We start from the raw sequence: 25,472 nt of genomic DNA, 5'->3' as shown, positions 1-25,472 counted from the left end.
TTCGCCGACCCGACACCATCGAATCCCGCACGACCGAATCCGTTGGCAACTCACCCGCGGCCACGGCTGACAAGAGTTCCCGGACGCTCACTAAGCCGAAATCAGTCACCTTCAATGGGGATGTTTGCGACGACCGGGAATTCTCCGGTGTAGCCCTGACGCATCCGGGCGATCGCGAGCACCCGCTTGCGGGCGGCGAACCAGCCGATGATCAGTGCCGGGATGAGCACAGCGAGTGAGGCGACGGTCCAGGTGCCGACCGGATAGTCGACCCCGGTGAGCACCACCACGAAGAACAGGAATACCAGCGTGATCAGGCCGGTCCATGGCGCACCCCACATGCGAAACTGCGGTCGCTCGAGTTTGCCCTGTTTCCACCAGCGCCACAGCTGCAACTGGCACAGCACGATGGTGGCCCAGGACGCGATGATGCCCAGCGAGGCCATATTCAGCACGATCTCGAAGGCGCGCTCGGGCACAATGCCGTTGAGCGCGATACCGCAGAGCGCGATCAGGCTGGTCAGCATGATGCCGCCGTAGGGCACACCGTTGCGGCCCATCACTCCAGTGAACTCGGGCGCGCTACCGTTCATCGACATCGACCGCAGAATGCGCCCGGTGGAGTACAGGCCCGCATTCAGACTGGAGAAGGCGGCGGTGAGCACCACGACGTTCATGATGCTGCCGATGCCCGGCACACCGAGCATGGTGAAGAAGGTGACGAACGGGCTCTCGCCGGACTTGTAACTGGTGTAGGGCAGCAGCAATCCGAGCAGCACGAGCGAGCCGACGTAGAAGACCGCGATCCGCAGGATCACCGAATTGATCGCGCGCGGCATGATCTTCGCTGGATTCTCCGTCTCCCCCGCTGCCGTACCCACCAATTCCACTGCGGCATAGGCGAATACGACGCCGGAGGTGACCACTACCAGCGGTAGGATCCCGGTCGGGAACAGTCCGCCGTGATCGGTGACGACACTCGGACCGGTCGCCGCACCCTTGACGGTGAATCGGCCGATCAGGAATACCGTGCCGACGATCAGGAACGCACTCAGCGCGGCCACCTTGACCAGCGCCGCCCAGAATTCCATCTCACCGAACCATTTGACCGAGACCAGATTGACCCCCAGCACGAGCACCAACGCGATGAACGCGAGCACCCACTGCGGAATATGCGTGAATCCCGCCCAGTAGTGAAAATATTGGGCAATCGCGGTGGTATCGGCGATTCCGGTCATCGACCAGTTCAGGAAGTACATCCATCCGGCAATGAATGCGGCCTTCTCACCGAAGAATTCACGGGCATAGGAAACGAACGAACCGGACGACGGCCGGTGCAGCACCAGCTCACCGAGCGCGCGCAGAATAAAGAATACGAAGACACCGCAGACCGCGTATACCAGGAACAGCCCTGGTCCAGCACTCGCCAGCCGACCACCGGCACCGAGGAACAGACCGGTGCCAATCGCGCCGCCGATGGCGATCATCTGCAGCTGACGCGGTTTGAGACTCTTGTGGTACCCGTGATCCTCGATGCTGAGGTGGGCTTTGTCGCCGACCGCTGTCATGAACCGCTTTTTCCTCCACATCGATGTCCAAAATCACAAAGACCGTACTAGCCGTCGAAAACAGCCGCGACAGCAACCCTCAGGCAACGCCTAGAAATCAAGGCCTGCGAACAAATCGTGTTCACGCCCGTCCGCCCCCACCGCACCGCGTGTACCACGGACCAAGATGAAGTGCTCCTCCGGAAGCACCGGCTGCGCAACATTATTGGACAGCGCGAACTCGCGCCCCGACGGCGCGACTGTCACCTGCGTGGCATGTGCCCGCAGCGCCGCCCGCTTGGCGGCCAGCGCATCGGACACATCGACGGTCGTCGTCACCGTATGACTCGGCACGCTCGCGAGTTCCCCCGCGGCGGGCAACCGCCAACCGCGCGGCAATGCGCCGGGCAACCCCGCCACGGTGCGCCTGGCCAGCGCCTCGGTGTGCAGTCGCAACATGTCCGCATCGGTGACGGTCCAATAGAACTTCGGGGTGTCCCAGCCCTGTTCGGCCGCCGCGGTCACCGCCGCCGAAGTGACCGAATGCGCCCGAATATGGTCCGGATGCCCGTAGCCGCCGCGCGGGTCGTAGCCGATGACCACCTGGGGCCGCAGTTCGAGCATGATCGCGGTCAGCGCGTCCACCGCGGCGGCACCGGAATGCACGAAGGCCCGCGGATGCTCCGCGGCAGGGGTGCCCGCCATCCCGGAGTCGCGCCAGCGGCCCGCACCGCCGAGGAACCGCGGCGGTCCGGCCTGCAACGCGGCCAACGCGGTAGTCAGCTCCGCGATCCGGTAGCCGCCCAACTGATCGGCGTGCTCGGCGGTCAGAAGTGCCCACTCGTCGCCGATGACCTCACCCTCTTCACCGAGCGTGCAGGTCACTACTGTCACCGGTACGCCGCGGCGGCGGTAGTGCGCGATAGTTCCCCCGGTGGTGATGGACTCGTCGTCCGGGTGGGCGTGCACGAGCAGCAGTCCACCGGTCATGGAATCCTGCGCCACATCGCCGCATCACCGAAGATGCCTACCTGAATGGCACCGCTCAACGACGCACCGTCGACCCGCGGTCCGGATGCGGCGACCACATTGTCCTGCACGATCGGCAGTACCGTCGCCAATGCCCACAGCCGCGGCTCGGCCCCGGCCAGCGCCCGGCCGACCTCGACACCGCGCAACGATTCGTCGATCGAGGGCTGCAGTCCTGGATCGCAGATGCCGGACAGATTGCTCGGCGCCTTCTTGGCCGCCTCGATGGCGGTCTGCGAATCTCCGTTGGTGGCACCGGTATCCACCGGCGGGCAGCCGTAGCGCGAGGCGAGCACGGTGGCCGGATCCGAACCGGCGACCTCCCAGCCGACAATGGCGTCCACGCCGCTCTCGGTGAGTTCCTTGCCGTAGAGGGTATCGGCCGCGAGACTGCGCACGCTGGCATCGATTCCGGCACTGCGCAATTGGTCCGCCGCGGTATTGGCGACAGCGAGCGCGGTGGCGTCACCGGTTACCGCGCCGATCCGAATCGCCAGTGCCTTACCGTTTTTCGCCACCGAGCGGGGCTGCGGTGCGGGGGAGGTCGGCGACTGCACCGGCGGCGTCTCGGGAGCTCGACCATAACCGGCCTCGGCGAGCAGCGCGAACGCCTCCTCCGCGGACGGCCGCGGCGGCGCGGTCGGGGTGTACCCGGGATCCGACGGTGTCAGAATCTGCGCGCGCACCGGCTCGACCCAGCCACCGGTCTGGCCGGCGACGGTGGCCAGCAGCGTCGGATCGATCAGCGCGGTCACCCCGCGCCGCACCCGCGGATCGCTGAGATCGCCACTGCGCCCATTGATTGCGAATTGCAGCTCACGCGACTGCGGCATGATCACGGTGCGCACCGACGGGATCGCCGCCAGCTGCGCCTGGGTCGCGACACCGCCGTGCACCAGCGCCATCTGCGCATCGCCGGTGCGCAGCGAATCGGCCAGCTGCGCCGGAGTTCCGCCGCGGCGCAACAGAATCTGATCCGGCGCGGCCGGGGTGCCCCAGTAGCGATCGTTGCGTTCGAGCAGGATCTCATCGCGGCCGCGGTCGGTCGATTTGATGCGGAAGTTGCCGCCCGACACCTGAACTCCCTCGACCAGACCGGTGGCGAAACCGCCGGGCTGGTCCTTGATCAGATGTGAGGGCAGCAGATTCGTGAACAGCTCACGCCAAGCCGGATACGCCTCGGTCATCGTGACGGTGACCGTCTTACCGCCACCGGAGGAACTGATATCGGCGATGTGCCGATAACCAGCCGGGTCGACGACACCCGGCTGGGTGATCATCTGCTGCCACAGGAACCGGAAGTCTTCCGCGGCGATCGGCGCACCATCGGACCAGTTCGCCTGGTTGCGCAGCGTATAGGTGATGGTGAACGGTTCCTGCGCGGTCACCTCGGCCGAGACGACCAGCGCGGTATCCGGCACCCATTCGGTGGCGCCGGGCACCGCGGGATTCGGCACCGGCCGGAACGGGCTCGGCAACACCATCGAACTCACCGCGGCGGTGGCCGGTGACTGATCCGAACGCAAATGCGGATTGAACCCGATGCCGATGTCATCGATGGCCACCACGACCGTGTTCTTGCCGGGCTTGGCCGGTGTCGTCTTCGGGCTGTCGGTGCTCTCGATCGGCGGTGGCGGATTCGCGGTGCAGCCGGCGAGCACCATAGAGGAGGCCGCCATCATGATCAGCGTCGCGCGTCGTATAGCCCCCGAGCTCACGTGCCGCACTCTACTTGTCCTACAGCGCCGCCCGGTCCCGAGCCTTGCGTCGCGACAGTTCGCGCCCACGTTCGGTGGCACCGAGGATGACCTTGCGCACCCGCACGATCTCCGGTGTGACCTCGACGCATTCGTCGGCGGCACAGAACTCCATCGCCGCCTCCAGATCGAGCTGCAGCGGCTTGGCGAGCGTCTCCATCACATCGGCGGTCGAGCTGCGCATATTGGTCAGCTTCTTCTCGCGCGTGACATTGATATCGAGATCCTCGGCGCGCGGGTTGATGCCGACGACATGCCCCTCGTAGGTGTCCGCACCCGGCTCCACGAAGAACTGACCGCGATCGGCCAGCTGGATCATGGCGAACGGGGTCACCGAGCCAGCGCGGTCGGAGACCAGCGAACCGGTGTGGCGGGCGCGGATCTCTCCGGCCCACGGTGCGTAACCGTGTGAGACCGCGTTGGCGATGCCGGTGCCGCGGGTTTCGGTGAGGAAGTCGGTGCGGAACCCGATCAGGCCGCGCGAGGGAACGATGAACTCCATCCGTACCCAACCCGCGGCGTGGTTGTTCATCTGGACCATCTTGCCCTTGCGGGCGGCCAGCAACTGGGTGATCGCACCGAGGTACTCGTCGGGGCAGTCGATGGTCAGCTCTTCGTAGGGCTCGTGGACCTTGCCGTCGACCTGCTTGGTGACCACCTGCGGCTTGCCGACGGTCAATTCGAAGCCTTCGCGACGCATCTGCTCGACCAGAATGGCCAGCGCCAGCTCACCGCGCCCTTGCACCTCCCAGGCGTCCGGGCGGCCGATGTCGAGCACGCGCAGCGAGACATTGCCGACCAGTTCGGCGTCCAGCCGCGACTTCACCATGCGGGCGGTCAACTTGTGGCCCTGCACCCGACCGACCAGCGGCGAGGTATTGGTGCCGATGGTGACCGAGATGGCGGGCTCGTCGACCGTGATGCGCGGCAGCGCGACGGGATTGTCGATATCGGCCAGGGTATCGCCGATCATGATGTCCGGAATGCCCGCGATGGCGACGATGTCACCGGCCACCGCGACCTCTCCTGGCTGCCGCTCGACGCCGATGGTCTGCAACAGTTCGGTGATCTTGACCTGCTTGACGCCGTCGGCGTGCATCCACGCGACATTCTGGCCCTTGCGCAGCTCACCGCTGTAGATGCGGACCAGCGCGAGGCGACCGAGGAAGGCCGAGGCGTCGAGGTTGGTGACGTGCGCCTGCAGCGGCGCGGTCGGATCGCCCTTTGGCGCCGGGATGTTCTCCAGCAGGACGTCGAACAGCGCGTCCAGGTTCTCCGCGGCCGGGGCGCTGCCGTTCTCGGGACGCTCCTTCGAGGCCTTGCCCGCACGGCCGGAGGCGTAGAGGACCGGCAGGTCCAGCGCGAGTTCGGCGGCCTCGGCGGCCTCGTCGTCCAGATCGGAGGCCAGGTCGAGCAACAGATCGTGGCTCTCCTCGACGACCTCTTCGATGCGGGCGTCGGGGCGGTCGGTCTTGTTCACCACCAGGATCACCGGCAACTTCGCGGCCAGCGCCTTGCGCAGCACGAAGCGGGTCTGCGGCAGCGGCCCCTCGGACGCGTCGACCAGCAGCACGACACCGTCGACCATGGACAGTCCGCGCTCGACCTCGCCACCGAAGTCGGCGTGGCCGGGCGTATCGATCACGTTGATCACGGTGACCGAACCGTCCGGGTGGTGCCGGTGCACCGCGGTGTTCTTGGCGAGAATGGTGATGCCCTTCTCGCGCTCCAGGTCACCGGAGTCCATCACGCGATCGACGAGCTCGGCGCGTTCGGCGAAGGCGCCGGACTGGCGCAGCATGGCGTCGACCAGCGTCGTCTTACCGTGGTCGACGTGGGCCACGATGGCGACGTTGCGAAAATCGCGTGCAGACGACACGCCTCAATCCTCCTGCTGTTGGTATAGATGCCGGCCGACCCTTGCAAACAGGTGGAGAATCGAAACTCACCAGGGCATTGCGGCCAGTTACACAGTACCGGCATCCCGGTGGCTCGCCGACCACGCACTCCACTAAGGGTATGCTAACCAATCATGGGCAAGGTGAAGGCGAAGAAGGTTTCCAGCCTCAAACCGAAGAAGAAGTGCTGTCGCAAGAAGACGCGCTGCTTGAAGTGCCCCGTTGTCATCATGCGGATGAAACGCCTGGAAGCGGCCGGTTGCTGCGGTAAGGAACTGAAGAAGGGCCTCAAGAAGGCCCGCGCCGCCTGATCGACGAATTCGGATTCGGTGATGGGCTCGCGACTCTCGGGGTACACCTCGTATATGAGCGAACGCAGTGAGCGAACAGACAACACAGCCGCCCGAGCGGTCATACCGGAGCCGAGCGAGGCGCAGGCATGAGCGAACGCAAACTAACCGAGGCAGAACTCACCGAAGCTTTGACCGAACTGTCGGACTGGACCCGGTCCGGCGACACCATCACCCGCACGGTCGAGGCGAAAACCTTTCCGGCGGGTATCGAACTAGTGCGTCAAGTCGCCGAAGTCGCCGAGAAAGCGAACCATCATCCGGATATCGATATCCGCTGGCGTCGAGTGCGATTCAGTCTGTCGACCCACGACTCGGGCGGACTCACGGCGCTTGATGTGTCGCTGGCTCGCGAGATAGATCGCCTTGCGGCGCAATCCGATTGACCATGTGCCCGGACCAGATCACCCAGCCGTAGAGCACCAGTACGCCGAGCACGTCGACAGCGCCGAGCCAGGACAGCACCCCCGGCCGCGAGATAGTCCAAATCGACGGCTGGGCGAACGAGAGCACCCACGGCACGCCCACGAGGGTTACGACCAGCCAATACCCGGCGAGAATCCGAGCGCCGGACGCCTGCCGCAGCGGCCCGTACAGCAACCACATCACCGTGGGCAGCAGCCACACGAAGTGATGCGACCACGAGATGGGCGAAACCATCAGCCCGAACAGCTGCACGATGATCAGGGTGCCCAACCGATCATCGGGATCCAATGCGCGCCAAGCGAAGAAGGCCAGCACAGCGACCACAACGACGGCCGCCGACCACCACGGCCCGGATTGGACGTCATGGCCGAGCAGACGGCTCAGCGCCCCGCGTAGCGACTGATTCCAGACCGAACCCACCGGACCGATCCGATCCGCGTCACCGAGCAGCGTGCCGAAGTACCGCTTGGCCTCCTTGTGGTTGATCAGGAAGCTCACCGCGACCGTCGCTCCGAAAACCACCGCCGACCACACCGCGGTCCCCCACCGCCGCCGGGCCACGAAGTACAGCCCCGAAATCGCCGGTGTCAGTTTGATTCCCGCGATCACACCGATCAATCCGCCGGAGAGCCACCATCGCGAACTGCGCACCGCGAGCATGGCCCCGAGCACCAGGAACACATTGACCTGACCGTAGTCGATCGTGGTCCGCACCGGCTCCATCCAGATGCCGATCGCGGTCCACCACACCGCGGCGGTGCGCCACCGCGGCTCGCGCATCCGCTCCGCGCCGAGGATCAATTCGAAGGCGATCCACACCACCGCATACAGCGCGACGACAATCGCAAGCAGCCAGAGCACCGCGATCCCGGTGAACGGAAAGTAGTGCAGCGGAAAGAAGACCAGCGCCGCGAACGGCGGATAGGTGAACGGCAGCGGGAAGTCCGGGGTCTTCTCGGCGTAGGTGAAGTCGTACAGACGGTCGGTCAGTAGGGCCGCCGAACCGTCGACATAGACGTGCAGATCGACGAGATTCATCCCGTTCTTCGTCAGCAGCATCCACAGCAGCCTGGCCAACACGGACAGACCGAGCACCGGCACAGCCAATCGGAGGCTTCGGTTCAATTCGCAGGCTTTCGAGTCGGTTCCGGGAAGGCTGCGACTAGCCTAACCGCCGCCGCGAGAGATCCCATCAATCCCCTGGACCGACCCCGGCATGAACAGTCGAGCCCGTAGCAGGTAGCTTGCGTGGCCACGAAGGGTCACACCTTATCGGCACGGCGTGCGTTGTCGAGCCCCGAGAAGGTAGCTTGCGTACCGCGCAACCTGGCCAGGCCGACAGTCAACACTGATAACATTTGCATCACCTTTCACTCTGGTAACACCAGAGGAGCGGTAGCGTCTGATAACACTGATCGTCCACAACAGAAGTAGGGGCACGTCGGCTGTACAACATGGCGCTCTTGTCCCTAGAGTGACCCCGAAACGATGGCTTTTTGCATCGCTCCTGTGATGTACCCGAGGTTAAGGACGGCTAGACCAGTGCTTCGCACCCGAGGATCGCGGATCATGTTGTCCGCGCTCGCCATCGCAGCGAGCGCTTCGCTCGCCGCGCCGTCGACGGCAGTCGCGGCACCGGCCCCCGCCCCCATCGCATCGCGGAACACCATTCCGATGGTTCCCGAGGGCGTCCCGATCGATACGCTCGCCTCGCTGGCCCCGGCCATCGTCGGCGCCATCGCCGGGCCGGCCGATGCCAAGCCCATCGCGGATGCGCCGAAGAACGCCATCCTCGATCAGGTCCGAGCCCTGCTCAACGCGCTGAACCTGCCGCCGCAGATCAAGTCCACACTGGAACGGATCATCACCTTCCTGGACGGCAGCGGCGGCGGCGGCCCGGAAGTCCCCCAGGGTGGACCGGCCATCGCCCAGTTCCTCTACCCGACCATCGGCAAGGGCTGCATCGGCCCCGGCGCCGATTCGATCGGTACCGCACTTGCCGTTCCCGGTCCGGCCGAGCTGCCGCCGCCGGGACCGCAGGCCGGTCAGACCGGATTCGTATTCACCGCACTCGGCACCAAGTCGCCGACACCGGAGCAGAATCCGCCGATGACGGTCCAGTGGCTCAATCTCGACACCCGTCAGTCCGGCGTTCAGCCGCTGACCGACGAGGCGCATATCAACCCGGATGGTCCGGCCACGCTCTCGGCGATCGTCAACACCGGCTCGGGCCGGGTCGTCGCGGTCGTCGGGGGTTCGCTGACCACCAAGGCCGATGACGCCGACCCGCGAACCTGCTCGTTCCTGCCGACGCTCGGCTTCTTCACCGTCGCCTAGGCTCCCCGCCTCCTCGAACCTTCAGGCGCCGGGACTCAGGCGCCTGAAGGTAAACGTCGGCGGCTGGCATGCAAGAGAGCATGTAGTCATGCCTGCGCCGCCGATGTACCTACGAAATCTGTTGTCGCGAAACGTTTCCACACATGGCGCGAATCGTTCGGTAACTGCGTAGCCCCCCGAGAACTGTGGTAGACCGAATACATGGCGACTGTCGATGATTCGCTCCGGTCCCGTCCCCCGATCCGCCCGGGTCACTCGATCCGGAGCAGGCGATCGCGTCGATCGATCCTGTCTTTCCGCTCGGAAGGCTCGATCCTGTCCATCGGCTCGGCCTACTCGATCCTATCGATCGGCAGTGTGGGCTCGGTGCTGTCCATCGGCGCTGTCGGCTCCTTCGGCTCGGTGATCTCCTCCTTCTCCATCGGCAGCCTCGGCTCCGCCTTCTCCGGCATCTCTCGCTGGTCCCTCTTCTCCTGGCGAGGCAACCATGAGGCCCCCGAAAACCGCCCCACCCTCCGCGTCGTCCCCGACGACGAACCCGAACTCCGCCTAGCCCCCACCTGCCACTGCCAAACCTAACCGATCAAGATCAGTTGGAATCCATGGCGGCATCGTTCGAGAATCCCCGCCAGCAGTGCCACCTGATCTTGATCCGTAGTCACCACTGGCCGTATTCGGCGGTGAGGATGTTGTTGACGTCGACGCCGATGCCGTCGATGGCGCGTTTGTCGATTTCGATCTGGTGCAGGTGCGCGGCGGGGTGTACGAAACCCTTGGGCGTGCCCCAATTGTGCTGCCAGTACCAGGAACCCAAGCCTGCGGACCGTGCCAGTTCGATGGTCGGCGCATTGGCGTAGATGCCGACGTTCTGCTTGCCGAGCACCGACTCCCAGCCGAGGATGTACGGCGCGATCATGCTCGCGAAATCGGCTGGGGACGGATTGTCATCGATGGAGGCGTAGATGGGGCGATTCTCCGGACCACCCGCGGCCAGATGCAGTTCCAGGCCGCGATCGGCATGCTTCTTGCCCGCCTCCAGGCCGCCGCGCCAGTCGGCGGTCGCACCCTTGCCGAACTGGTAGTTCGACACGATCGTCAGACCGGCGACGTGTAGTTGGTCGACCTCCTCGGCGCGTAACGGCTTCCCCTCCATCCATTCGGCGCCCGGACGACGATCGGAAACGTAGCGGATGACGCCGAGGTGACCGTCATCCAGGATCGCGTCGGCGGACGGAACGCCGCCCGCGTAATCGACAAGGGTGCCGAGCACACCGGCCGCTGAAGCGCGGGCTGCGGTGATCCCGACGGCGGCGCCCGCGGCGGTGTAGGCGAACAACTGGCGGCGAGACACAGAAATGGAACGCATCGCAGGACTCCTTCGCGCAACACCGGTCATGGACAGGCAGCGTGCCCGGCGCACCTTCCCCAAGGTTCACTCGAGCGCCGGGAGCCTCGAACGTGCACTCATTTCACCATATTCACATTGGAACCGCTAGACCCACTAGAAACAGAAGTTCACACTGGCCACACAGGTCAATAGCTGGTTCTAGGCGATACTGTCGAGCCGCGCCGCGACATCGATCGTGCGGCCCGAGCTGTCGCTGAGCTCGTGGCGCACCACCTCGGCAACCTGCGCGATGACCTGCTTTTTGATACCGGCCAGCGCACCGAGCGTCGCCGCCCGCATTCCGCGTGCCTTGAACTCGAGCCGCAGGTCATTGGGTGCTGGCGGCGGCACATCGACGACGATCAGCAGTGGATCGGCCGCCCGCGCGGTTAGCACCAGTGGAATCTCGACCTCGGCGCGGTATCGGTTGGCCTTGAGCACATCGACGGTGATGTCCAGGCTCACCGGCAGGATGAGATCGAAGGACACCGGCTCGTCCGAGCGATCCGCCAATTGCGGCGTTCGCACATTGCCCTGCACCGTGACGGTGGCGGAGTCGCGCGGTCCGGTGCGCAGCGGCCCGACCTCGATCGGGCGGCCCGCCATCCGCTCCACGAATTCGAAGACCCGATCACGGGTCACAATGCGGGAGAAGAACTGATGTCCGAATTCGTCATAGCCGATCCAGTCGAATTCGGCCCGGTCGACGTGCTCGGACCGGACTTCATTGATGATGGCCTCGACGTCGAAGACCCGGCCGCGCCGGGCCTGCGGTTCGGCGAGCATCGCATTCACCCGATTGGCGACCTCGCGCTGCACCACCCCGGCGATCGGATCGAGCAACCATTCCCACGCCGAGTCGATGGCCTGGGCACGCAGCACGAAGCTGACGTCACGTGAGGTGATCGGCGGGATATCGATGACGATGAGCAGCGGGTCCGCGGTCCGCGCGTGCAGTGTGAGATCGATTTCGGCAACCGCCTCCAGCCGCATTTTCCGTCCGCCGAGCAGCACCTTCACCGACATCGTCAGCGGCACGGTTACCTCGAAGGTGACATGCGGACCGCTCCGCAGCACGACCGGCTTGCCCACCTTGCCCTCGGCCATGAATCCGGCCAAACCCACCGGTCCGAGGGAGAACGGACCGATGGCGACACCGTGATCGGTCATCGCGGAGACCGCGGCCTCGATCCGTTGGGCCGTCACCGCGTGGGTGACGAACCTTTCTCCGAAATCGGCGTAGTCGATCCACACCGGATCATCGGCCTTTTCCTCGATGGGCAGCATCAGAGTTTCCGAAACCCTCACCTCTCAACGGACAACCGACACGGTACGCGACGCGGATTTCGGCGAGGTCGGGCCGACATGCCCCCACCCGGGGTCCCTGTCCTGCTGATGAGGGGGTAGCAGGACAGGGACCGAAAGACGGCGCTGCCGGGCGCCGCCTAGTCAATGGTAAGTGCTAGCGGAGGACCCGCCGACAATGCATAGCCACTAGGAAGACCAGCTGAGTACCAACCCTATTCACAAACGGCCGAATCCCACCACCCCTGGCACCTGCGCCAGTGCGAAACGGTGGATCGCGACCTCGCCGAATTCATTCCCGCCCATGGTCGTCACGGTCCCGTTCGCGGCCGTGAGCACGAAATTCGTGTGCTGGCTGAAGGGGCTCCCCTCGGCGTAGAGCAGCACGTCACCGGTGCGCGGCTGATATTCCGAACCGATCGGCGCGAAGCGGTCGACGCCCTGGTAGTACTCCTCCAGCGTGTACACACCCGGAATCCGCCACGATCCGGAATTCGGATTGGCCAGCGGCGCCCCCGCCTCCCGCAGCACCCAACTGACGAAGTCGGCGCACCACGGTTCGTCGGCCCCCTCGGCATACTTCGGACCATCGCCCGGTGCCTCGAATTCGCGTTCGAGGACCGCGACGATCCGCCCCTGGGTGGGGTCCAGCCCGGACCTGTCGATCGCGGGAAATGCGGTCAAGCGGTCTCCCGCGATGGCGGGTTGTGCGCGATCCTGCCACCAGCGCACTCCGACAACCCCCACCGCGACCAGCGCAACCACCACCAGGCCGAACACCGGCCACACATACCGTCTCCGCTCGGCCACCTCATGCACCCCCCATACTCCCCTGCAGGATTCGACTCTCGATCAGTAGGACGAATGGGTCCGCCACGAGGTTCCCGCCGATGTGGTGGAGGTTGCGACTGTTCCCAATTTCCTTTCAACACAGGACATTCAGTGATAGCGTGCGGTGCTCTGATTCGTCAGGTCGTGCAAGCGTGCCGCGTATTCGACACGTTTCACGAACGGAGGTACGGCCCTGGACACACTGTGGACGTTCGTGGTGCATCGACGCGCGCAGCTGGTCACCGATTCGTATTTGCATGTCTCGGCGGTGGTGCAGTCGATTCTGCTGGCGACGATCGTGGCGGTGCTGATCGGAGTGCTGGTCTACCGCAGTCCGTTCGGATCCTCGGTAGCGACAGCGCTGGCAAGCGCCATTCTCACCGTCCCATCGTTCGCGCTGCTCGGGCTGCTGATTCCATTACTCGGACTCGGTGTCGGACCAACGATTTCCGCGCTGGTGCTCTATGCCCTGCTGCCGATTCTGCGCAACACCATCATCGGGTTGGCCTCGGTGGATCCGGCGATCGTGGATGCCGCGCGCGGGGTCGGGATGAATCGGCTGCGAGTTCTCGCGCGCATCGAATTGCCGCTGGCCTGGCCATCGATTCTGACCGGAATGCGGGTCAGCACGCAGATGATCATGGGCATTCTGGCCATTGCCGCCTATGCCAAGGGGCCCGGACTCGGCAATCTGATCTTCTCCGGCCTAGCCCGGCTCGGTAGTCCGAATGCGGTGCCGCAGGCGCTGGTCGGCACGATCCTGATAGTCGTACTCGCGCTGGTCCTCGATGGGATCTTCGTCATCGTCGGGCGACTCACCACCTCGAGGGGAATACGTGACTGATACCGAAATCCGCGGCGACAGTGGGACATCGGCGGTATCCGGCGTCGAGATCGTGCTCGATGAGGTCACCAAACAGTATCCGGGCCAACGAGATCCGGCGGTAGACCGCGTCTCGCTGACCATCCCCGCGGGCGAAATCGTCGTCCTCGTCGGACCCTCCGGCTGCGGTAAGACCACCACCATGCGGATGATCAACCGCCTCATCGAACCGACCTCTGGCACCATCACGATCGGCGGTCGCGATGTCACCGGGGTGAATCCGGACCAATTGCGCAGGGGCATCGGCTATTCCATCCAGCAGGCGGGATTGTTTCCGCATCTGACGGTCGCGAAGAATATTGCGACAGTGCCCGGTCTGATCGGTTGGGATCGCAAGAAGGTCGCCGCGCGGACCGACGAAATGCTCGAACTGGTCGGCCTCGATCCCGATACCTATCGTCATCGCTATCCTCGGCAGCTCTCGGGCGGCCAGCAGCAGCGCGTCGGGGTGGCTCGCGCTTTGGCGGCCGATCCGCCGGTGCTGCTGATGGACGAGCCGTTCGGTGCGGTCGATCCGATCACCCGTGGTCTGCTGCAGGACGAGCTGCTGCGCTTGCAATCCGAACTGGGTAAGACCATCGTGTTCGTCACCCACGATTTCAATGAAGCGGTGAAGCTCGGCGATCGAATCGCAGTGCTGGGCAAACAATCTCGGATTCTGCAATACGACACCCCTGCGGCGATCCTGGCCGATCCCGCGGACGAGACCGTGGCCGGTTTCGTCGGCGCGGATGCCTCGCTCAAACAGCTCACCCTCACCCGGGTCCGCGATGTCGACCTCGGCAGCTGCCCGACGGCCCCGGAGTCCGATTCGGTCGACAATCTCCGCGCCGCGCTGGCCGGACTGGATTGGCCGTGGGCACTGATTCTCGACGCGCAGCAGCGGCCCTTGCGCTGGGTGTCGAGAGAGCAACTGGCACAGGCGGATTCGCTGCGTACCGTCGGATCCCCGGTCGGTGAGCAGCTATCGCTGCAGTCGACGCTGCAGGATGCATTGGAGGCGTTGCTGGCCGAGCAAACCGCGACCGCGGTCGTCACCGGTCGACGTGGCGAATACGCCGGATTGATCACGATCGATACGCTCGTCGGCCATCTGTCGGCCATGCGCGCCACGCATGCGGGCGCGGAGATGGATGCGACTTCATGACCACGGCGACGACCGCTGCGGCCACAGCATCGCCGACGACACTGCGTCGGGCCGAACGCATTCGGCTGCTGGTCCAACCGGCGCTCGTGCTCGTACTGACCGCGGGTGTGCTGGTGTGGGCATTCCGGCGCGATCTCACCGCCACCCAGCAGGCCAGCATCAGCGTATCCAATATCGTTACCGCCACCTGGCAGCATGTGCTGATCACCGCGACAGTGGTGGTAATCGTCGTCGCGGTCGCGGTGCCGCTGGGAACACTGCTCACCCGGCCCGGATACCGCCGCCTAGCACCGCTTTTCGTCGGTATCGCCAATATCGGCGCCGCAGCTCCTGCGATCGGTCTGATCGTGCTGTTCTACCTCGCCACCCGCACCACCGGCTTCTGGATCGGCGTCGCGCCGATCGCGTTCTATTCGCTGCTTCCGGTACTGCGCAATACGATCCTGGGCTACCAGCAGGTGGATCCGGCGGTCATCGACGCCGGACGCGGCCAGGGCATGTCGGCGCTCATGGTATTGCGCCGCATCGAATTTCCGCTCGCGATCCCCTATATCCTCGCCGGGCTGCGCACCTCGCTGGTGCTCGCCGTGGGCACCGCGACGCTGTCGTTCCTGGTGAGCGCGGGCGGTCTCGGCATTCTGATCGATACCGGATACAAGCTGCGCGATAACGTCACGTTGGTGGTCGGTGCGGTCCTCGCGGTCGCGCTGGCGCTGCTCGTCGATTGGCTGGGCGCGCTGGCCGAACAGTACCTGGGGCCGAGGGGGTTGAAGTGAAAGCGTTGGTGCTGGGTGTTGCGGCCGTATTCCTATTGAGCGCCTGCGGATTGCAGTCCGGAAGCGCGGTGCCGCTGCGGGTGGGGCCAGGCAGTATTCGTCCGGTACCGGAACTCGACGGGGTCTCGATTACGGTGGGCTCCAAGGATTTCACCGAGCAGAACATCCTCGGATACCTCATCGAATTCGCCCTGTCCGCGGCGGGTGCACAGGTACGGGATCTGACGAATATCCAAGGCTCCAACAGTGTCCGTGATGCCCAGTTGCACGGTCAGATCGATATCTCCTACGAATACACCGGGACCGGGTGGATCAACTATCTCGGCAACGAGACACCGGTTCCGGATGAGGTCGGGCAGTTCGAGGCGGTTCGCGACGCGGATCTGGCCGCGCACGGCATCGTGTGGACGGATATGGCCCCGATGAACAACACCTACGCGCTGGTGATGAGCGCCGACACCGCGAAGGAGACCGGTGTTGTCACGCTGTCCGACTACGCTCGGCTGATCGTCACCGATCCAGCCGCGGCCGCGACATGCGTCGGCACCGAATTCAATGTGCGCCAAGACGGTTATCCCGGCATGGCGCGCAAATACGGTATCGATGTCGGCAAAGTGCATAAGCAGATCGTGCAGGATGCGGTGGTCTATCAGGCGACCGCCGATGCCAAGCAGTGCCGGTTCGGTTCGGTCGCCGCCACCGACGGCCGGATTCCGGCGCTCGGGCTCGTCTTACTGAAGGACGACTTGGGGTTCTTTCCGAAATACAATGCGGCGCTGGTCATGCGAAAGTCCTTCGCGGAGGCACATCCACAGGTCGCCGATATCATGGCGCCGATATCGAAGAAGCTGACCAATGAGGCGATCACCGAATTGAACCGCCAGGTCGATGTGGATGGCCGCGAACCCGCTGAGGTAGCACGGGATTGGATGGTGGCGCAAGGGTTCGTCACGGCCCGGTGATATGGGTCTGAGCGTGCACTTTGCGCGCTCAGACCCCATTCGAATCAGGCCTGCGGATCGCGGCCCAGGTAGCGCAGCAACTCGGCGACCGTCGTGTCGTCCTGCGCACCGTCGACGATTGCGGCGTACGCACCCCACTGGCGCAGCGGCTCAACGATTTCCGCCTCCGGGCCGCCGCCCGGCGCCGGATTCATTGTCCGCGCGGCGGTCAGCAGGTGACCGGCGAGTTCGTCGTGCAACGGGGACGGCTGTCCGGTCGCGATCGCGATATCCCAGGCGTGCACGGCCGCGTCCAATGCGCACATGACCGCGGCGACCGGGGTCGGCAATGCGCCGTGCGGCAGCGGGGTGGGCACGGTCTCGGTCTCGTCGGTGACAGTGGCCCACGCGGTCTCGGTTTGTTCGACCGCATCGCGCACCAAATCGGCGGCGGCGCCGTCGATGGTGCCGGACGGGGCAAAGGGGTTGTAGGCCGGACCCATTCCGATACCGAGTGCCACGGCAAAGGCGAGCTGATCGCCCGCGGCGTGCTGAATCACCTGCGTGACATCCCATTCCGAGCACGGGGTCGGCAGCTGCCACTGGTCGTCGCCGATACCCGCCACCACATCGGTCAGGGCGCGGTAGGAGGTGGCGAGGACATCACGCCAGACGGGGCGCAGGGTCGCGGTGGCGTCGGCGGCAGTGGTGATGTTCATGGCTGGCCTTTCCTTTTCCTTCTTGCTGATGTCACCAAGCCTATGCGGCCATTAGGCTAGTTTCGTTCCTAATACATCGGCTTCATCAAGAAGAATTTTTCGGAGGCGACGGTGGCGGCCACCACAACGCGAGTTCTGCGCCTGCTCTCGCTGCTGCAGGATCGCGCACATACCGGCCGTGAGCTGGCCGAACGGCTCGACATCACGGACCGGACGCTGCGTAAAGACATCCAGCGACTGCGCGAACTCGGCTATCCGGTACACGCCGAGCGGGGTGCGATCGGCGGCTATCGGCTCGGTCGCGGCAGCACCATGCCACCACTGCTGCTCGACGACGATGAGGCCGTCGCGGTGGCCGTGGCCATCGGCCTGGCCGAGGACGGCTCGACCGGCATTGCCGATATCACCGATAATGCCGCGCGCGCACTGGCCAAACTCGAACAGATCCTGCCGAAGCGCTTGCAGCGCAAGGTGACCGCGCTGCGCAACGCGACCGCCATCGGACCGGCGACCACCGGCTCACGCGAACCGGATGCCCCGGTCCCGGCCGCGACACTGACCACACTCGCGAGCGCCATCCGGGATGGCACCGCCGTGCGGATCGGCCTGAATCCCGACGCGGACAACGAAATCGAGCCCTACCGACTGATCAATTGGCAGCGGCGCTGGTACCTGGTCGCCTACGATCTCGAAACCCATTGTTGGCGTGCTATTCCCGTCGCACAGCTACAGCGCGCGGTCGCAGGATCACGCCGATTCGCCGCACGGTCGCTGCCCGATGATGATCTAGTGGCCTTCGTCATGCGCGATATCGCCAGCACGGGTTGGAAGGTGCACGCCCGGGTAACGGTGCTGGCGCCCGCCGAGACGGTGATCGCCCGCATCAACCCGGCCGTGGGCGTGGTCGAGGCGGTCGACGCCGATACCTGCATCCTGCTGACCGGCGCGGATGCCCTCGAGACCATTGCCATCTACCTGAGCATGCTCATGATGGATTTCCGGGTCGACGGCCCGCCGGAACTGGTTGCGCACCTGCGCACCCTCGCGCGGCGTTATACCGAGTCGGTCGAACTGGCACCTTAGCGTTATCCAACGTCGCGGCAAGGGTTTTCGGGCGAAGTTAGGTTGGAGCGGGTAAGTGAACAGGTGGATCAGCCCTTGATCCCGACGCCGATCAGGAGGCATATCACCATGGCGGACGACCGCCCTTCGATCGCCCGCTATCTGCGTGAGCGCCGTGCCGCGGCCGGACTCACCCAGGCCGCGATGGCCGTGGCCACCGGATTCGCGCAGACGGTGATCGAGGATTTCGAACAGGGCGTGGTCGCGCCCACCTCGGCAACGCTGGGCCGGTTGTTCGATGCGCTGGGTGTACCGGTGTTCTTCCGTGACCACATCGTGAGCCTCACACAGGCGAGCCAGTTTCCGGATACCTACGGTCCCGTGCCGAGCGTGCCGCTGCCAAGCGATCTACGCACCTTGCGCAGCCTTGCCCAGCCCGCCTGGTTCCAGATCGTGCCCACCTTCGATCTGGTCGCCGCGAACTCCGCTTATCTGCGGCTATTTCCCGGGCTCGAGCCCGGCGACAATATCCTCGAGTGGACGATGCTGAATCCGGACGCCAGACAGACCGTGCACGATTGGCACAAGGAGGCGCATCTGATGGTTTATGCGCTGCGGATGATGGCACCGGGCCTGGTGCCGCAGGAGCGGCTGGACAAGATCATCTCCGCCTGCCGATCGGCACCGGAGTGGGAGCAACTGTGGCTCGCCGATGTGGCACCGGACGATATCGCCCGGCCCTGGCGCCACGTGCGCGATCCGGCGCGGCGCGAACTGCGCCGAATGACATTGAACGTCTTCATGTCCGAATTCCCCCGGCGGCCGTGGTGGATGTACACCCTGGTGCCGATCGACTGATCCGCCCCGGCGACTGTTCGCCATCCCTCCATACGTGGCCTCGGTAAGGATCGAACGACAACGGGGCCGATCCTCGCCGTTGAGGACCGGCCCCGTGGCCGTTCGGGCTCATGACCCGATGATCAGGCGTGCCCGGCCTTGTCAGCGGCATCGGCTGCTTTGCGCATGGGGATGATCAGCGTGAGCACAATGGCGACCACAGCAGCGGCCGTGGCGATCAGGAAGGTGGTGTGGAAGCCGTCGCGCGACGGCAGCACGTGCGGGCCGAGCTGCATCGTCATATGGGCGAGCACCACGCTCATCACCGCGGCCGAGGTCGAGGTGCCGATCGAGCGCATCAGCGAATTGAGGCCGTTGGCCGCAGCGGTCTCGGTCAGCGGCACCGCGCCCATGATCAGCGCGGGCATCGCGGCATAGGCCAGGCCGACACCGCCCGCGACGATCATCGCCGCGATCATGAGCTCCCAGACGCTGTTCATCAGCACCACGGCACACAGATAACCGATCGCGATCACCGCCGAACCGAGCGCCAGCGTGACCTTCGGGCCGCGCGCCGCGGACAGCCGTGCCGAAACCGGCGACAGCAGAATCATCACGAATCCGGTTGGCGCCAGCGCCAATCCGGCATTGACCATGGACAGCCCGAACCCGTATCCGGTCTGTTCCGGTGCCATCATCAGCTGTGGGAAGGTCAGCGACATGGCGTAGAGCGCGAATCCGACCGCGATGGAAGCGAAGTTGGTGAACAGCACCCGCGGTCGCGCCGAAACCCGCAGGTCGACCAGCGGTGCGCGCTGCTTCAGTTCGAAGAAGCCCCAGATGAGGAATGTCACCACCGACAGCGCGAACAGGCCGAGCGTGCTCGCACTGCCCCAGCCCCAGTCCGCGCCCTTGGTGATCGGAATCAGCAAGGCCAGCAACGCAATCGACAGACCGACCGCACCACCGAAATCGAAACGCGCCGGCGTGCGCACCGGAGACTCCGGTACGAAGACGAAAACCAATGCGGCACAGACGACACCGAGCCCGGCCGCGGTCCAGAACAGCATGTGCCAGTCCGAATTCTGCGCGATCGCCGCCGCAAGCGGCAGACCGAGCGCACCGCCGACACCGAGCGTGGCGCTCATAATCGCCATCGCCGAACCCACCTTCTCAGCGGGCAGTTCGTCACGCATGATGCTGATGCCGAGCGGGATCGCGCCGACCGCCGCGCCCTGCAGCGAGCGCCCGATGATTTCGGGAACCAGCGAGGAGGACAGCGCACACACCACCGACCCGGCGACCATTGACACCAGATTGGCGAACAGCACCCGGCGCTTGCCGAACATATCGCCGAGTCGGCCACTGATCGGTGTTGCCACGGCACCGGCCAGCAGGGCTGCGGTGATCACCCAGGACGCATTGGATGCCGAGGTGTCCAGCAGCGTCGGCAGGGTGGGAATGATCGGAATGACCAGCGTCTGCATCAGCGAGACGACGACACCGACCATGCCGAGGGTCGCGATGAGCAGACCGGATGCGGGACGGCGCGGCGCATCGTCCTCGGTGACGGTCGAAGGCACGTCGGCGGCAACAGACATGAATATGTACGGTACACATGCTATGTATCGTGCACAATTTGCAATAGGCGTGATTCAGCCGACATAGTGTGGGCCATGTCCGAATCAGGTCCCGAGGATGACGATGCGCTCACCCGCCTCGTCTTCGAGTTGACCCTGCTGTCCCGGCACTTCCCGGCCTCGCTGCTGCGCCGCCCCGGATTCCAGCTCGACCGATCGGCGTACTTGATCCTCACCAGACTGGAAATGGACTCTCCGCTTAGCCTGCGCGAGCTGTCGGAGGCCTTCCAGCTCGATATCTCCACCATTAATCGGCAGGTCGCCGCGATGCTGAAGCAGGGCCTGGTCGAGCGCGTTCCCGATCCGGACGGCGGCATCGCCCGCAAGATCCGGGCCAGCGCCAAAGGCCTGGAATTGGTGGCCGCCGATCGCGAGCAGAGTCAAGAGGGCATAGGCGCGGTCGTCGCCGACTGGACGGCCGCCGATATCACGCAGTTGAGCGGGCTCATCTCCCGGTTCAATATGTCGATAGAGCATCTCGAGGAGAACCCGTGGCCGCGCCCGCCCGGCGCCCGCTAAGCCGAGTGGCGCTGCGCCCGCGGCATCGGGCAATATCGCTGCGGTGAGGTTCGGGTGTCGAGTGGTCGCGGCGTCGCTGTTGGTGGCGTCGCCGCTCACCGCGGGCTGCGGACTCGATACCGAGGCCGACGAATGGAACGGCTGGACGGTGACGGTGTACTACACCGCGGTCGAGTCCTATCACAACGGACCGCTCGAAACCGTGCGCGGCTGCGGTGATCTCGAATGCACCGATGCCAATGTCGAAATCGGCCTGCTGCCAGAGGATTTCGTCGATGCGGTGCGCGATGAGGGCACCGGCCGGATCACCAGCGGCGAGCACGCGAGTCAATACCTGAACTGGTCCTACGATGTCGGTTTCTGGCTCGACACCGAACCGAGGGATACCCGTGGCGAGGCGCTGCATCCCTTCGAGAGTGCGGCTGCGGATGGCATCGAGCCGGGAACTCGGTTGCGGCTCACGGGTTGTGGAGCCGCGGGGCATGAGAGCGTATGCGGCAAATTCAGTGCCGCGACGTGGACGATCGGCGACGAATTCACGCCGGGACTCGGCGGCCCACGGCACCTCGACCTCTACATCGGCGAGGAAGATTCCGAAAGTTTCACCGAGGGACCGGATTTCGTGACGTTCACCGGTGCGACACTCGAACCCGTCGAGCCATGACCCGCTCCGAAATACACGCCAGGTGTAATGCCGTAGCAGCGCCGGAACCAGCGGGTCAGATGCGCTTGATCGGCGAATCCGGCCTCGATCGCCGCCTGGCTGATCGGTCGTCCCGCGGCGATCAATCTGCGAGCCGTGCGTAGGCGCAGTAGCCGTTGGTAATCACTCGGGGCCAGACCGTAATTGGCGCGGAAGGCTCGATAGAGCGCGAATCGGCTGCAATCGGCGGCCTCGGCCAGATCGTCCATGGAGATGGGGTCGAGATGGCGATCATGCAGCACCGCGCGGACCCGTCGCGCGATATCGGCGGCCGAACCGGCCTGTACCACAGCGGTTCTCGTCGACGTTCGGGTACCGCGCTGCACCAGTGCCGCGACCGAGGCGGCCAATGCCTCGTCGGCAGCGAGTTCGGTGGCGGGGCCGATCAGACTCGCACAGAGCCTGTGCAGCGCCGATGAAAGTACCGGATCACGGAGCACCGGGTCGGTGAACAATGGCAGACCGATCGGGCGCCCCGCGTGGTCGGCGAGCAGATCGGTGATCAACTCGGAGCCGATATGCGCGATCCAATAGGTGAATCCGAGTTCGGTCGTACTGTGGCCGTCGTGTGGCTCGTCCGGATTGAACGCCATCACCATCCCCGCCGCGCTGGTGCGGGTGGCGCCGCGGCAGTCGAAGGTCTGTGCGCCGAATTCGGTCAGTCCGAACGAGTACGTCTCGTGACTGTGCAGGTCGTAGACGTGCCGTTCGAAATGCGCGTGCATGACCTCGACCGGGCGGTTAGCCATTCGCCGGTAGTCGACCCATTCACCCTCGGCCACCCGTTCATTGTCACCGCACCAGCGTTCAATACTCGGGCGCGGCCCCCGCCGATGATCGAGCTGTGCGTATCCGATTACTATTGATACTGGTCATGGCGCTGTGGGGCAGTGCCTTCGCCTCCTCGAAACTCGCGGTGAACGAGGTGCCTCATGCGGTCGCCGGTTTTCTACGGTTCCTGATCGGCACGATTGTGCTGCTCGTCGTCCTGCGGGCGCCGCGCCTGCCCGCCGCCGATGCCGCTCGCGCGGCCGGAATCGGGCTGGTCGGCGTGTTCGGCTACAACTTTCTGTTCTTTCTGGGCCTTGCCCTGGCCCCCGCGGCGGACGGCAGCGTGATCGTCCCCATGGCGGCACCGATTTTCACGGTCGCCGTGACGGCATCGCTCAGCCGCACGCGGTTGTCGCGCATCCGAATGGTCGGGCTGACCGTGGCGGTCGCCGGTGCGGGCGTCTTCATTCTCGGCATCCCCGAAACCGGATCCCATCGGCTGCTCGGCGATCTCGTCTTCCTCGCGGCGGCGGCATGCTGGGCGAGTTATACGATGCTCGGAGCGCCGCTGTTGTCTCGGCTGCCCGCCCCGACCGTCACCGTGTATGCCACCGCCGCGGGCACGCTCGCGCTCGCAATCATCGCCGCTCCAGAACTCTCCGACGTCCGATGGTCCGAGCTGGACCTCGGATTCTGGCTCAATCAGGCCTACCTGGGTGTGCTGCCCACGGCTCTCGCCTATGTCCTCTACTACCGGGCGGTGAGTCAGGTCGGTCCGGCGACCGCGGCCGCGGCGATGTTTTTGGTACCCGCCTTCGGTCTCAGCTGCGCGTGGATGTTGCTCGGCGAGTCCATCTCGCCGACGCAGGCTCTCGGCGCGGCACTCATGTTCATCGGTGCCCGGCTGAACACTCGCAGCGAAGCGCCACTGCCCGCGCCGGCGCCAGTCGACGTGCGTTCCTGAGGTTTGGATGGCCGCTGGCGAGGCATTACGTGGACGACACGACCGTCTGGGCTAGGAGGATCGGGTGTCTTCTGCAGCGATAGCGATAGTGATCATCGTGGTAGTGGTGTTGGTCGCGGCCGGGTTGCTGGTCGCGACGTGGCCGATGCTGCGGAGAAGGCGACTGCGCAAGAAGTTCGGCCCCGAATACGACCGGACCATGGAAGAGCTGGACAGCCATAAGGCCACCGACCGTGAGCTGGCCGAACGCGAGCGGCGGCATGCCGACCTCGATATCCGGGAGCTGTCCGAGCCGGAGAAGCAGCGGTATCGCACTGAGTGGGCGCGGATGCAGGAACGCTTCGTCGACGCTCCGGCGGACGCGGTGACGGCGGCCGATGTGCTGGTGGCCGACATCATGTCCGAGCGCGGCTATCCCACCGAAGGGTATGACCAGCAGCTCGCCGATCTATCCGTCGAGCACGCGGCGACGGTGGGCCACTATCGCGCCGCGCACGAGATCGCGGTCCGGCGCTCCGATACCCGAATCTCCACCGAGGATATGCGTTTCGCGGTGGTGCAGTATCGCGAGTTGTTCGAGGACCTGCTCGGCGATGCGCCGCACGACAAGAAGGATGTAAAGCAATGAGCACCGAGCAGGACCGGCAGCGGAATCTCGAATCCGAAGTGCCGGAGGGAGTTTCGCCGACCGCGACACGAACCGGGACGGAGACGGATTCGGCTGCGTCGTATGGGCCCGCGCCGATGTCGGAAGCCGAGGCGAGTGGGGGCAGTGGTATGCCAGCGGTTGGCGAGGATGAGAACGAGCGGGCGGGCGCAGGCGAGAGCACTGCCGGAGACCGGCCCGCCGGCGCAGGCGGAGGCACAGCAACAGACCAGCGAGCAACGCCAGACGAACGCACCCCTGCGGGCGCGGGCGCGGGTTCGCGCACGGCGGCAGGTACAGGCACGGCCGCAGACCAGCGCGAAGTAGCGGATAGGAGCACGGCCGCGGGCGGGAGCACGACCGCGGACCAACGCACGACCGCAGGCAGGAGCGCGGCTTCGAGCACCGCGGCAGGTACAGGCACGGCCGCAGACCAGCGCACGGCCGCGGGCGCGAGCACGACCGCGGACCAGCGCACGGCCGCGGGCGCGAGCACGACCGCGGACCAGCGCGCGACCGCGGGCGCGAGCACGACCGCAGACCAGCGCGCGACCGCAAGCGGGAGCACGACCGCAGACCAGCGCGCCACCGCGGGCGCGAGCACGACCGCAGGCGGGAGCGCTGCCTCAGGATCGCAGGAGATCGGAGATCAGCCGCTCTTCGGTGCTGCCGATGTCGAGCGCCTGCGCACCGCATGGCGGCAGGTGCAGGGCAGTTTCGTGGACAGCCCGCACGACGCGGTGACAAAGGCCGACGAGCTCGTCATGGCGACGGTTCAGCAGTTGTCCGCAACACTCGCCGAGCGCAAGCAGTCGCTGGAACGGCTGTGGTCGCGCGAGGAGGATGGCGACACCGAAGATCTGCGACTGACGCTGCGCAGCTACCGCGCCTTCTTCGACCAGTTGGTCGGCAGCGGGAAGTAGCTGGACTGCCTCATCTTCCGCCCGAATGAGGCATGTGAAACACCTATGTCGCATAGGCGCGGCAATACCATAGG

General features: G+C 65.3%; 26 protein-coding genes. 15 read left to right on the top strand and 11 right to left on the bottom strand.

Annotated features, from left to right (window positions below; genetic code table 11):
• Positions 1 to 101: 101 nt before the first annotated feature.
• From ACIBG0_RS10360 to typA, 4 genes are all read right to left on the bottom strand, one after another.
• Positions 102 to 1,568, bottom strand: coding sequence for an amino acid permease (locus tag ACIBG0_RS10360; protein WP_397031154.1), 1,467 nt, complete (start codon positions 1,566 to 1,568; stop codon positions 102 to 104).
• Between the two features lie 90 nt (positions 1,569 to 1,658).
• A complete protein-coding gene (gene mshB, locus ACIBG0_RS10355) occupies positions 1,659 to 2,537 on the bottom strand; it encodes an N-acetyl-1-D-myo-inositol-2-amino-2-deoxy-alpha-D-glucopyranoside deacetylase (protein ID WP_397031152.1) in 879 nt (292 codons plus the stop codon).
• Complete coding sequence (locus ACIBG0_RS10350; protein ID WP_397031254.1) at positions 2,534 to 4,258, bottom strand: ABC transporter family substrate-binding protein; 1,725 nt, start codon at positions 4,256 to 4,258, stop codon at positions 2,534 to 2,536. The genes mshB and ACIBG0_RS10350 overlap by 4 nt, the downstream gene beginning before the upstream one ends.
• Before the next feature lie 55 nt (positions 4,259 to 4,313).
• Entirely contained in the window at positions 4,314 to 6,212 is a 1,899-nt protein-coding gene (gene typA / locus ACIBG0_RS10345; protein ID WP_397031150.1) for a translational GTPase TypA, read from the bottom strand.
• Between the two features lie 153 nt (positions 6,213 to 6,365).
• Between typA and ACIBG0_RS10340 the strand changes: the two genes are divergently transcribed.
• Entirely contained in the window at positions 6,366 to 6,542 is a 177-nt protein-coding gene (locus ACIBG0_RS10340; RefSeq protein ID WP_085998628.1) for a hypothetical protein, read from the top strand.
• A 128-nt stretch (positions 6,543 to 6,670) separates the two neighbouring features.
• A complete protein-coding gene (locus ACIBG0_RS10335; RefSeq protein ID WP_397031148.1) occupies positions 6,671 to 6,967 on the top strand; it encodes a 4a-hydroxytetrahydrobiopterin dehydratase in 297 nt (98 codons plus the stop codon).
• Here ACIBG0_RS10335 and ACIBG0_RS10330 read toward each other — a convergent pair.
• Positions 6,906 to 8,132: a mannosyltransferase gene (locus ACIBG0_RS10330; protein WP_397031146.1), complete on the bottom strand. Its 1,227-nt coding sequence runs from the start codon at positions 8,130 to 8,132 to the stop codon at positions 6,906 to 6,908. The genes ACIBG0_RS10335 and ACIBG0_RS10330 overlap by 62 nt on opposite strands.
• 444 nt (positions 8,133 to 8,576) lie before the next feature.
• Here ACIBG0_RS10330 and ACIBG0_RS10325 point away from each other — a divergent pair, with 444 nt between their 5' ends.
• Entirely contained in the window at positions 8,577 to 9,344 is a 768-nt protein-coding gene (locus ACIBG0_RS10325; RefSeq protein WP_397031144.1) for a hypothetical protein, read from the top strand.
• Positions 9,345 to 9,545: 201 nt separating this feature from the next.
• Positions 9,546 to 9,923: a hypothetical protein gene (locus ACIBG0_RS10320; protein ID WP_397031142.1), complete on the top strand. Its 378-nt coding sequence runs from the start codon at positions 9,546 to 9,548 to the stop codon at positions 9,921 to 9,923.
• A 79-nt stretch (positions 9,924 to 10,002) separates the two neighbouring features.
• Here the strand turns inward: ACIBG0_RS10320 and ACIBG0_RS10315 are convergent, their stop codons facing one another.
• From ACIBG0_RS10315 to ACIBG0_RS10305, 3 genes are all read right to left on the bottom strand, one after another.
• Positions 10,003 to 10,710 carry a DUF1906 domain-containing protein gene (locus ACIBG0_RS10315; RefSeq protein WP_397031141.1) on the bottom strand — a complete coding sequence of 236 codons (708 nt, stop codon included), beginning with the start codon at positions 10,708 to 10,710 and terminating at the stop codon, positions 10,003 to 10,005.
• A 180-nt stretch (positions 10,711 to 10,890) separates the two neighbouring features.
• On the bottom strand, positions 10,891 to 12,018 hold the full coding sequence (locus ACIBG0_RS10310) for a hypothetical protein (protein ID WP_397031140.1): 1,128 nt from the start codon (positions 12,016 to 12,018) through the stop codon (positions 10,891 to 10,893).
• Positions 12,019 to 12,255: 237 nt separating this feature from the next.
• Positions 12,256 to 12,846, bottom strand: coding sequence for a CHAP domain-containing protein (locus ACIBG0_RS10305; protein ID WP_397031138.1), 591 nt, complete (start codon positions 12,844 to 12,846; stop codon positions 12,256 to 12,258).
• Positions 12,847 to 13,060: 214 nt separating this feature from the next.
• Between ACIBG0_RS10305 and ACIBG0_RS10300 the strand changes: the two genes are divergently transcribed.
• Genes ACIBG0_RS10300 through ACIBG0_RS10285 form a run of 4 tightly spaced genes read left to right on the top strand, consistent with a single transcriptional unit; the run spans position 13,061 to position 16,635 of the window.
• Positions 13,061 to 13,711, top strand: coding sequence for an ABC transporter permease (locus ACIBG0_RS10300; protein WP_397031252.1), 651 nt, complete (start codon positions 13,061 to 13,063; stop codon positions 13,709 to 13,711).
• Complete coding sequence (locus ACIBG0_RS10295; protein ID WP_397031136.1) at positions 13,704 to 14,897, top strand: ABC transporter ATP-binding protein; 1,194 nt, start codon at positions 13,704 to 13,706, stop codon at positions 14,895 to 14,897. The genes ACIBG0_RS10300 and ACIBG0_RS10295 overlap by 8 nt, the downstream gene beginning before the upstream one ends.
• Positions 14,894 to 15,673 carry an ABC transporter permease gene (locus ACIBG0_RS10290; protein WP_397031134.1) on the top strand — a complete coding sequence of 260 codons (780 nt, stop codon included), beginning with the start codon at positions 14,894 to 14,896 and terminating at the stop codon, positions 15,671 to 15,673. The genes ACIBG0_RS10295 and ACIBG0_RS10290 overlap by 4 nt, the downstream gene beginning before the upstream one ends.
• Entirely contained in the window at positions 15,670 to 16,635 is a 966-nt protein-coding gene (locus ACIBG0_RS10285; RefSeq protein WP_397031132.1) for a glycine betaine ABC transporter substrate-binding protein, read from the top strand. Before ACIBG0_RS10290 ends, ACIBG0_RS10285 begins: the two co-directional genes overlap by 4 nt.
• A 44-nt stretch (positions 16,636 to 16,679) precedes the next feature.
• Here ACIBG0_RS10285 and ACIBG0_RS10280 read toward each other — a convergent pair whose 3' ends face one another.
• A complete protein-coding gene (locus ACIBG0_RS10280; protein ID WP_397031130.1) occupies positions 16,680 to 17,333 on the bottom strand; it encodes a TIGR03086 family metal-binding protein in 654 nt (217 codons plus the stop codon).
• A gap of 111 nt (positions 17,334 to 17,444) precedes the next feature.
• Between ACIBG0_RS10280 and ACIBG0_RS10275 the strand changes: the two genes are divergently transcribed.
• Positions 17,445 to 18,416 (top strand): helix-turn-helix transcriptional regulator, encoded by a 972-nt coding sequence (locus ACIBG0_RS10275; protein WP_397031129.1) that lies wholly within the window; start codon positions 17,445 to 17,447, stop codon positions 18,414 to 18,416.
• A 108-nt stretch (positions 18,417 to 18,524) separates the two neighbouring features.
• Complete coding sequence (locus tag ACIBG0_RS10270) at positions 18,525 to 19,253, top strand: helix-turn-helix domain-containing protein (RefSeq protein WP_397031127.1); 729 nt, start codon at positions 18,525 to 18,527, stop codon at positions 19,251 to 19,253.
• A 122-nt stretch (positions 19,254 to 19,375) separates the two neighbouring features.
• On the opposite strand, the gene ACIBG0_RS10265 is transcribed toward ACIBG0_RS10270, so the two are convergent.
• A complete protein-coding gene (locus tag ACIBG0_RS10265) occupies positions 19,376 to 20,833 on the bottom strand; it encodes an MFS transporter (RefSeq protein ID WP_397031126.1) in 1,458 nt (485 codons plus the stop codon).
• Positions 20,834 to 20,908: 75 nt separating this feature from the next.
• Here ACIBG0_RS10265 and ACIBG0_RS10260 point away from each other — a divergent pair, with 75 nt between their 5' ends.
• A complete protein-coding gene (locus ACIBG0_RS10260; protein WP_397031124.1) occupies positions 20,909 to 21,391 on the top strand; it encodes a MarR family winged helix-turn-helix transcriptional regulator in 483 nt (160 codons plus the stop codon).
• Between the two features lie 61 nt (positions 21,392 to 21,452).
• Positions 21,453 to 22,055, top strand: a complete 603-nt coding sequence (locus ACIBG0_RS10255) for a hypothetical protein (RefSeq protein WP_397031123.1) — start codon at positions 21,453 to 21,455, stop codon at positions 22,053 to 22,055.
• Here ACIBG0_RS10255 and ACIBG0_RS10250 read toward each other — a convergent pair.
• Entirely contained in the window at positions 21,965 to 22,876 is a 912-nt protein-coding gene (locus ACIBG0_RS10250) for an AraC family transcriptional regulator (RefSeq protein ID WP_397031121.1), read from the bottom strand. The genes ACIBG0_RS10255 and ACIBG0_RS10250 overlap by 91 nt on opposite strands.
• 62 nt (positions 22,877 to 22,938) lie before the next feature.
• Between ACIBG0_RS10250 and ACIBG0_RS10245 the strand changes: the two genes are divergently transcribed.
• The 3 genes from ACIBG0_RS10245 (at position 22,939) to ACIBG0_RS10235 (ending at position 25,398) form a co-directional block, all read left to right on the top strand.
• Positions 22,939 to 23,829 carry a DMT family transporter gene (locus ACIBG0_RS10245; RefSeq protein ID WP_397031119.1) on the top strand — a complete coding sequence of 297 codons (891 nt, stop codon included), beginning with the start codon at positions 22,939 to 22,941 and terminating at the stop codon, positions 23,827 to 23,829.
• Positions 23,830 to 23,893: 64 nt separating this feature from the next.
• Complete coding sequence (locus ACIBG0_RS10240) at positions 23,894 to 24,457, top strand: hypothetical protein (protein ID WP_397031117.1); 564 nt, start codon at positions 23,894 to 23,896, stop codon at positions 24,455 to 24,457.
• Positions 24,454 to 25,398, top strand: coding sequence for a hypothetical protein (locus ACIBG0_RS10235; RefSeq protein WP_397031116.1), 945 nt, complete (start codon positions 24,454 to 24,456; stop codon positions 25,396 to 25,398). The genes ACIBG0_RS10240 and ACIBG0_RS10235 overlap by 4 nt, the downstream gene beginning before the upstream one ends.
• Positions 25,399 to 25,472: the final 74 nt, after the last annotated feature.

Origin of the sequence: Nocardia sp. NPDC050630 (assembly GCF_044457245.1) — a bacterium.
Lineage (GTDB): Bacteria > Actinomycetota > Actinomycetes > Mycobacteriales > Mycobacteriaceae > Nocardia.
This window is presented reverse-complemented; position numbering and strand designations above follow the sequence as displayed.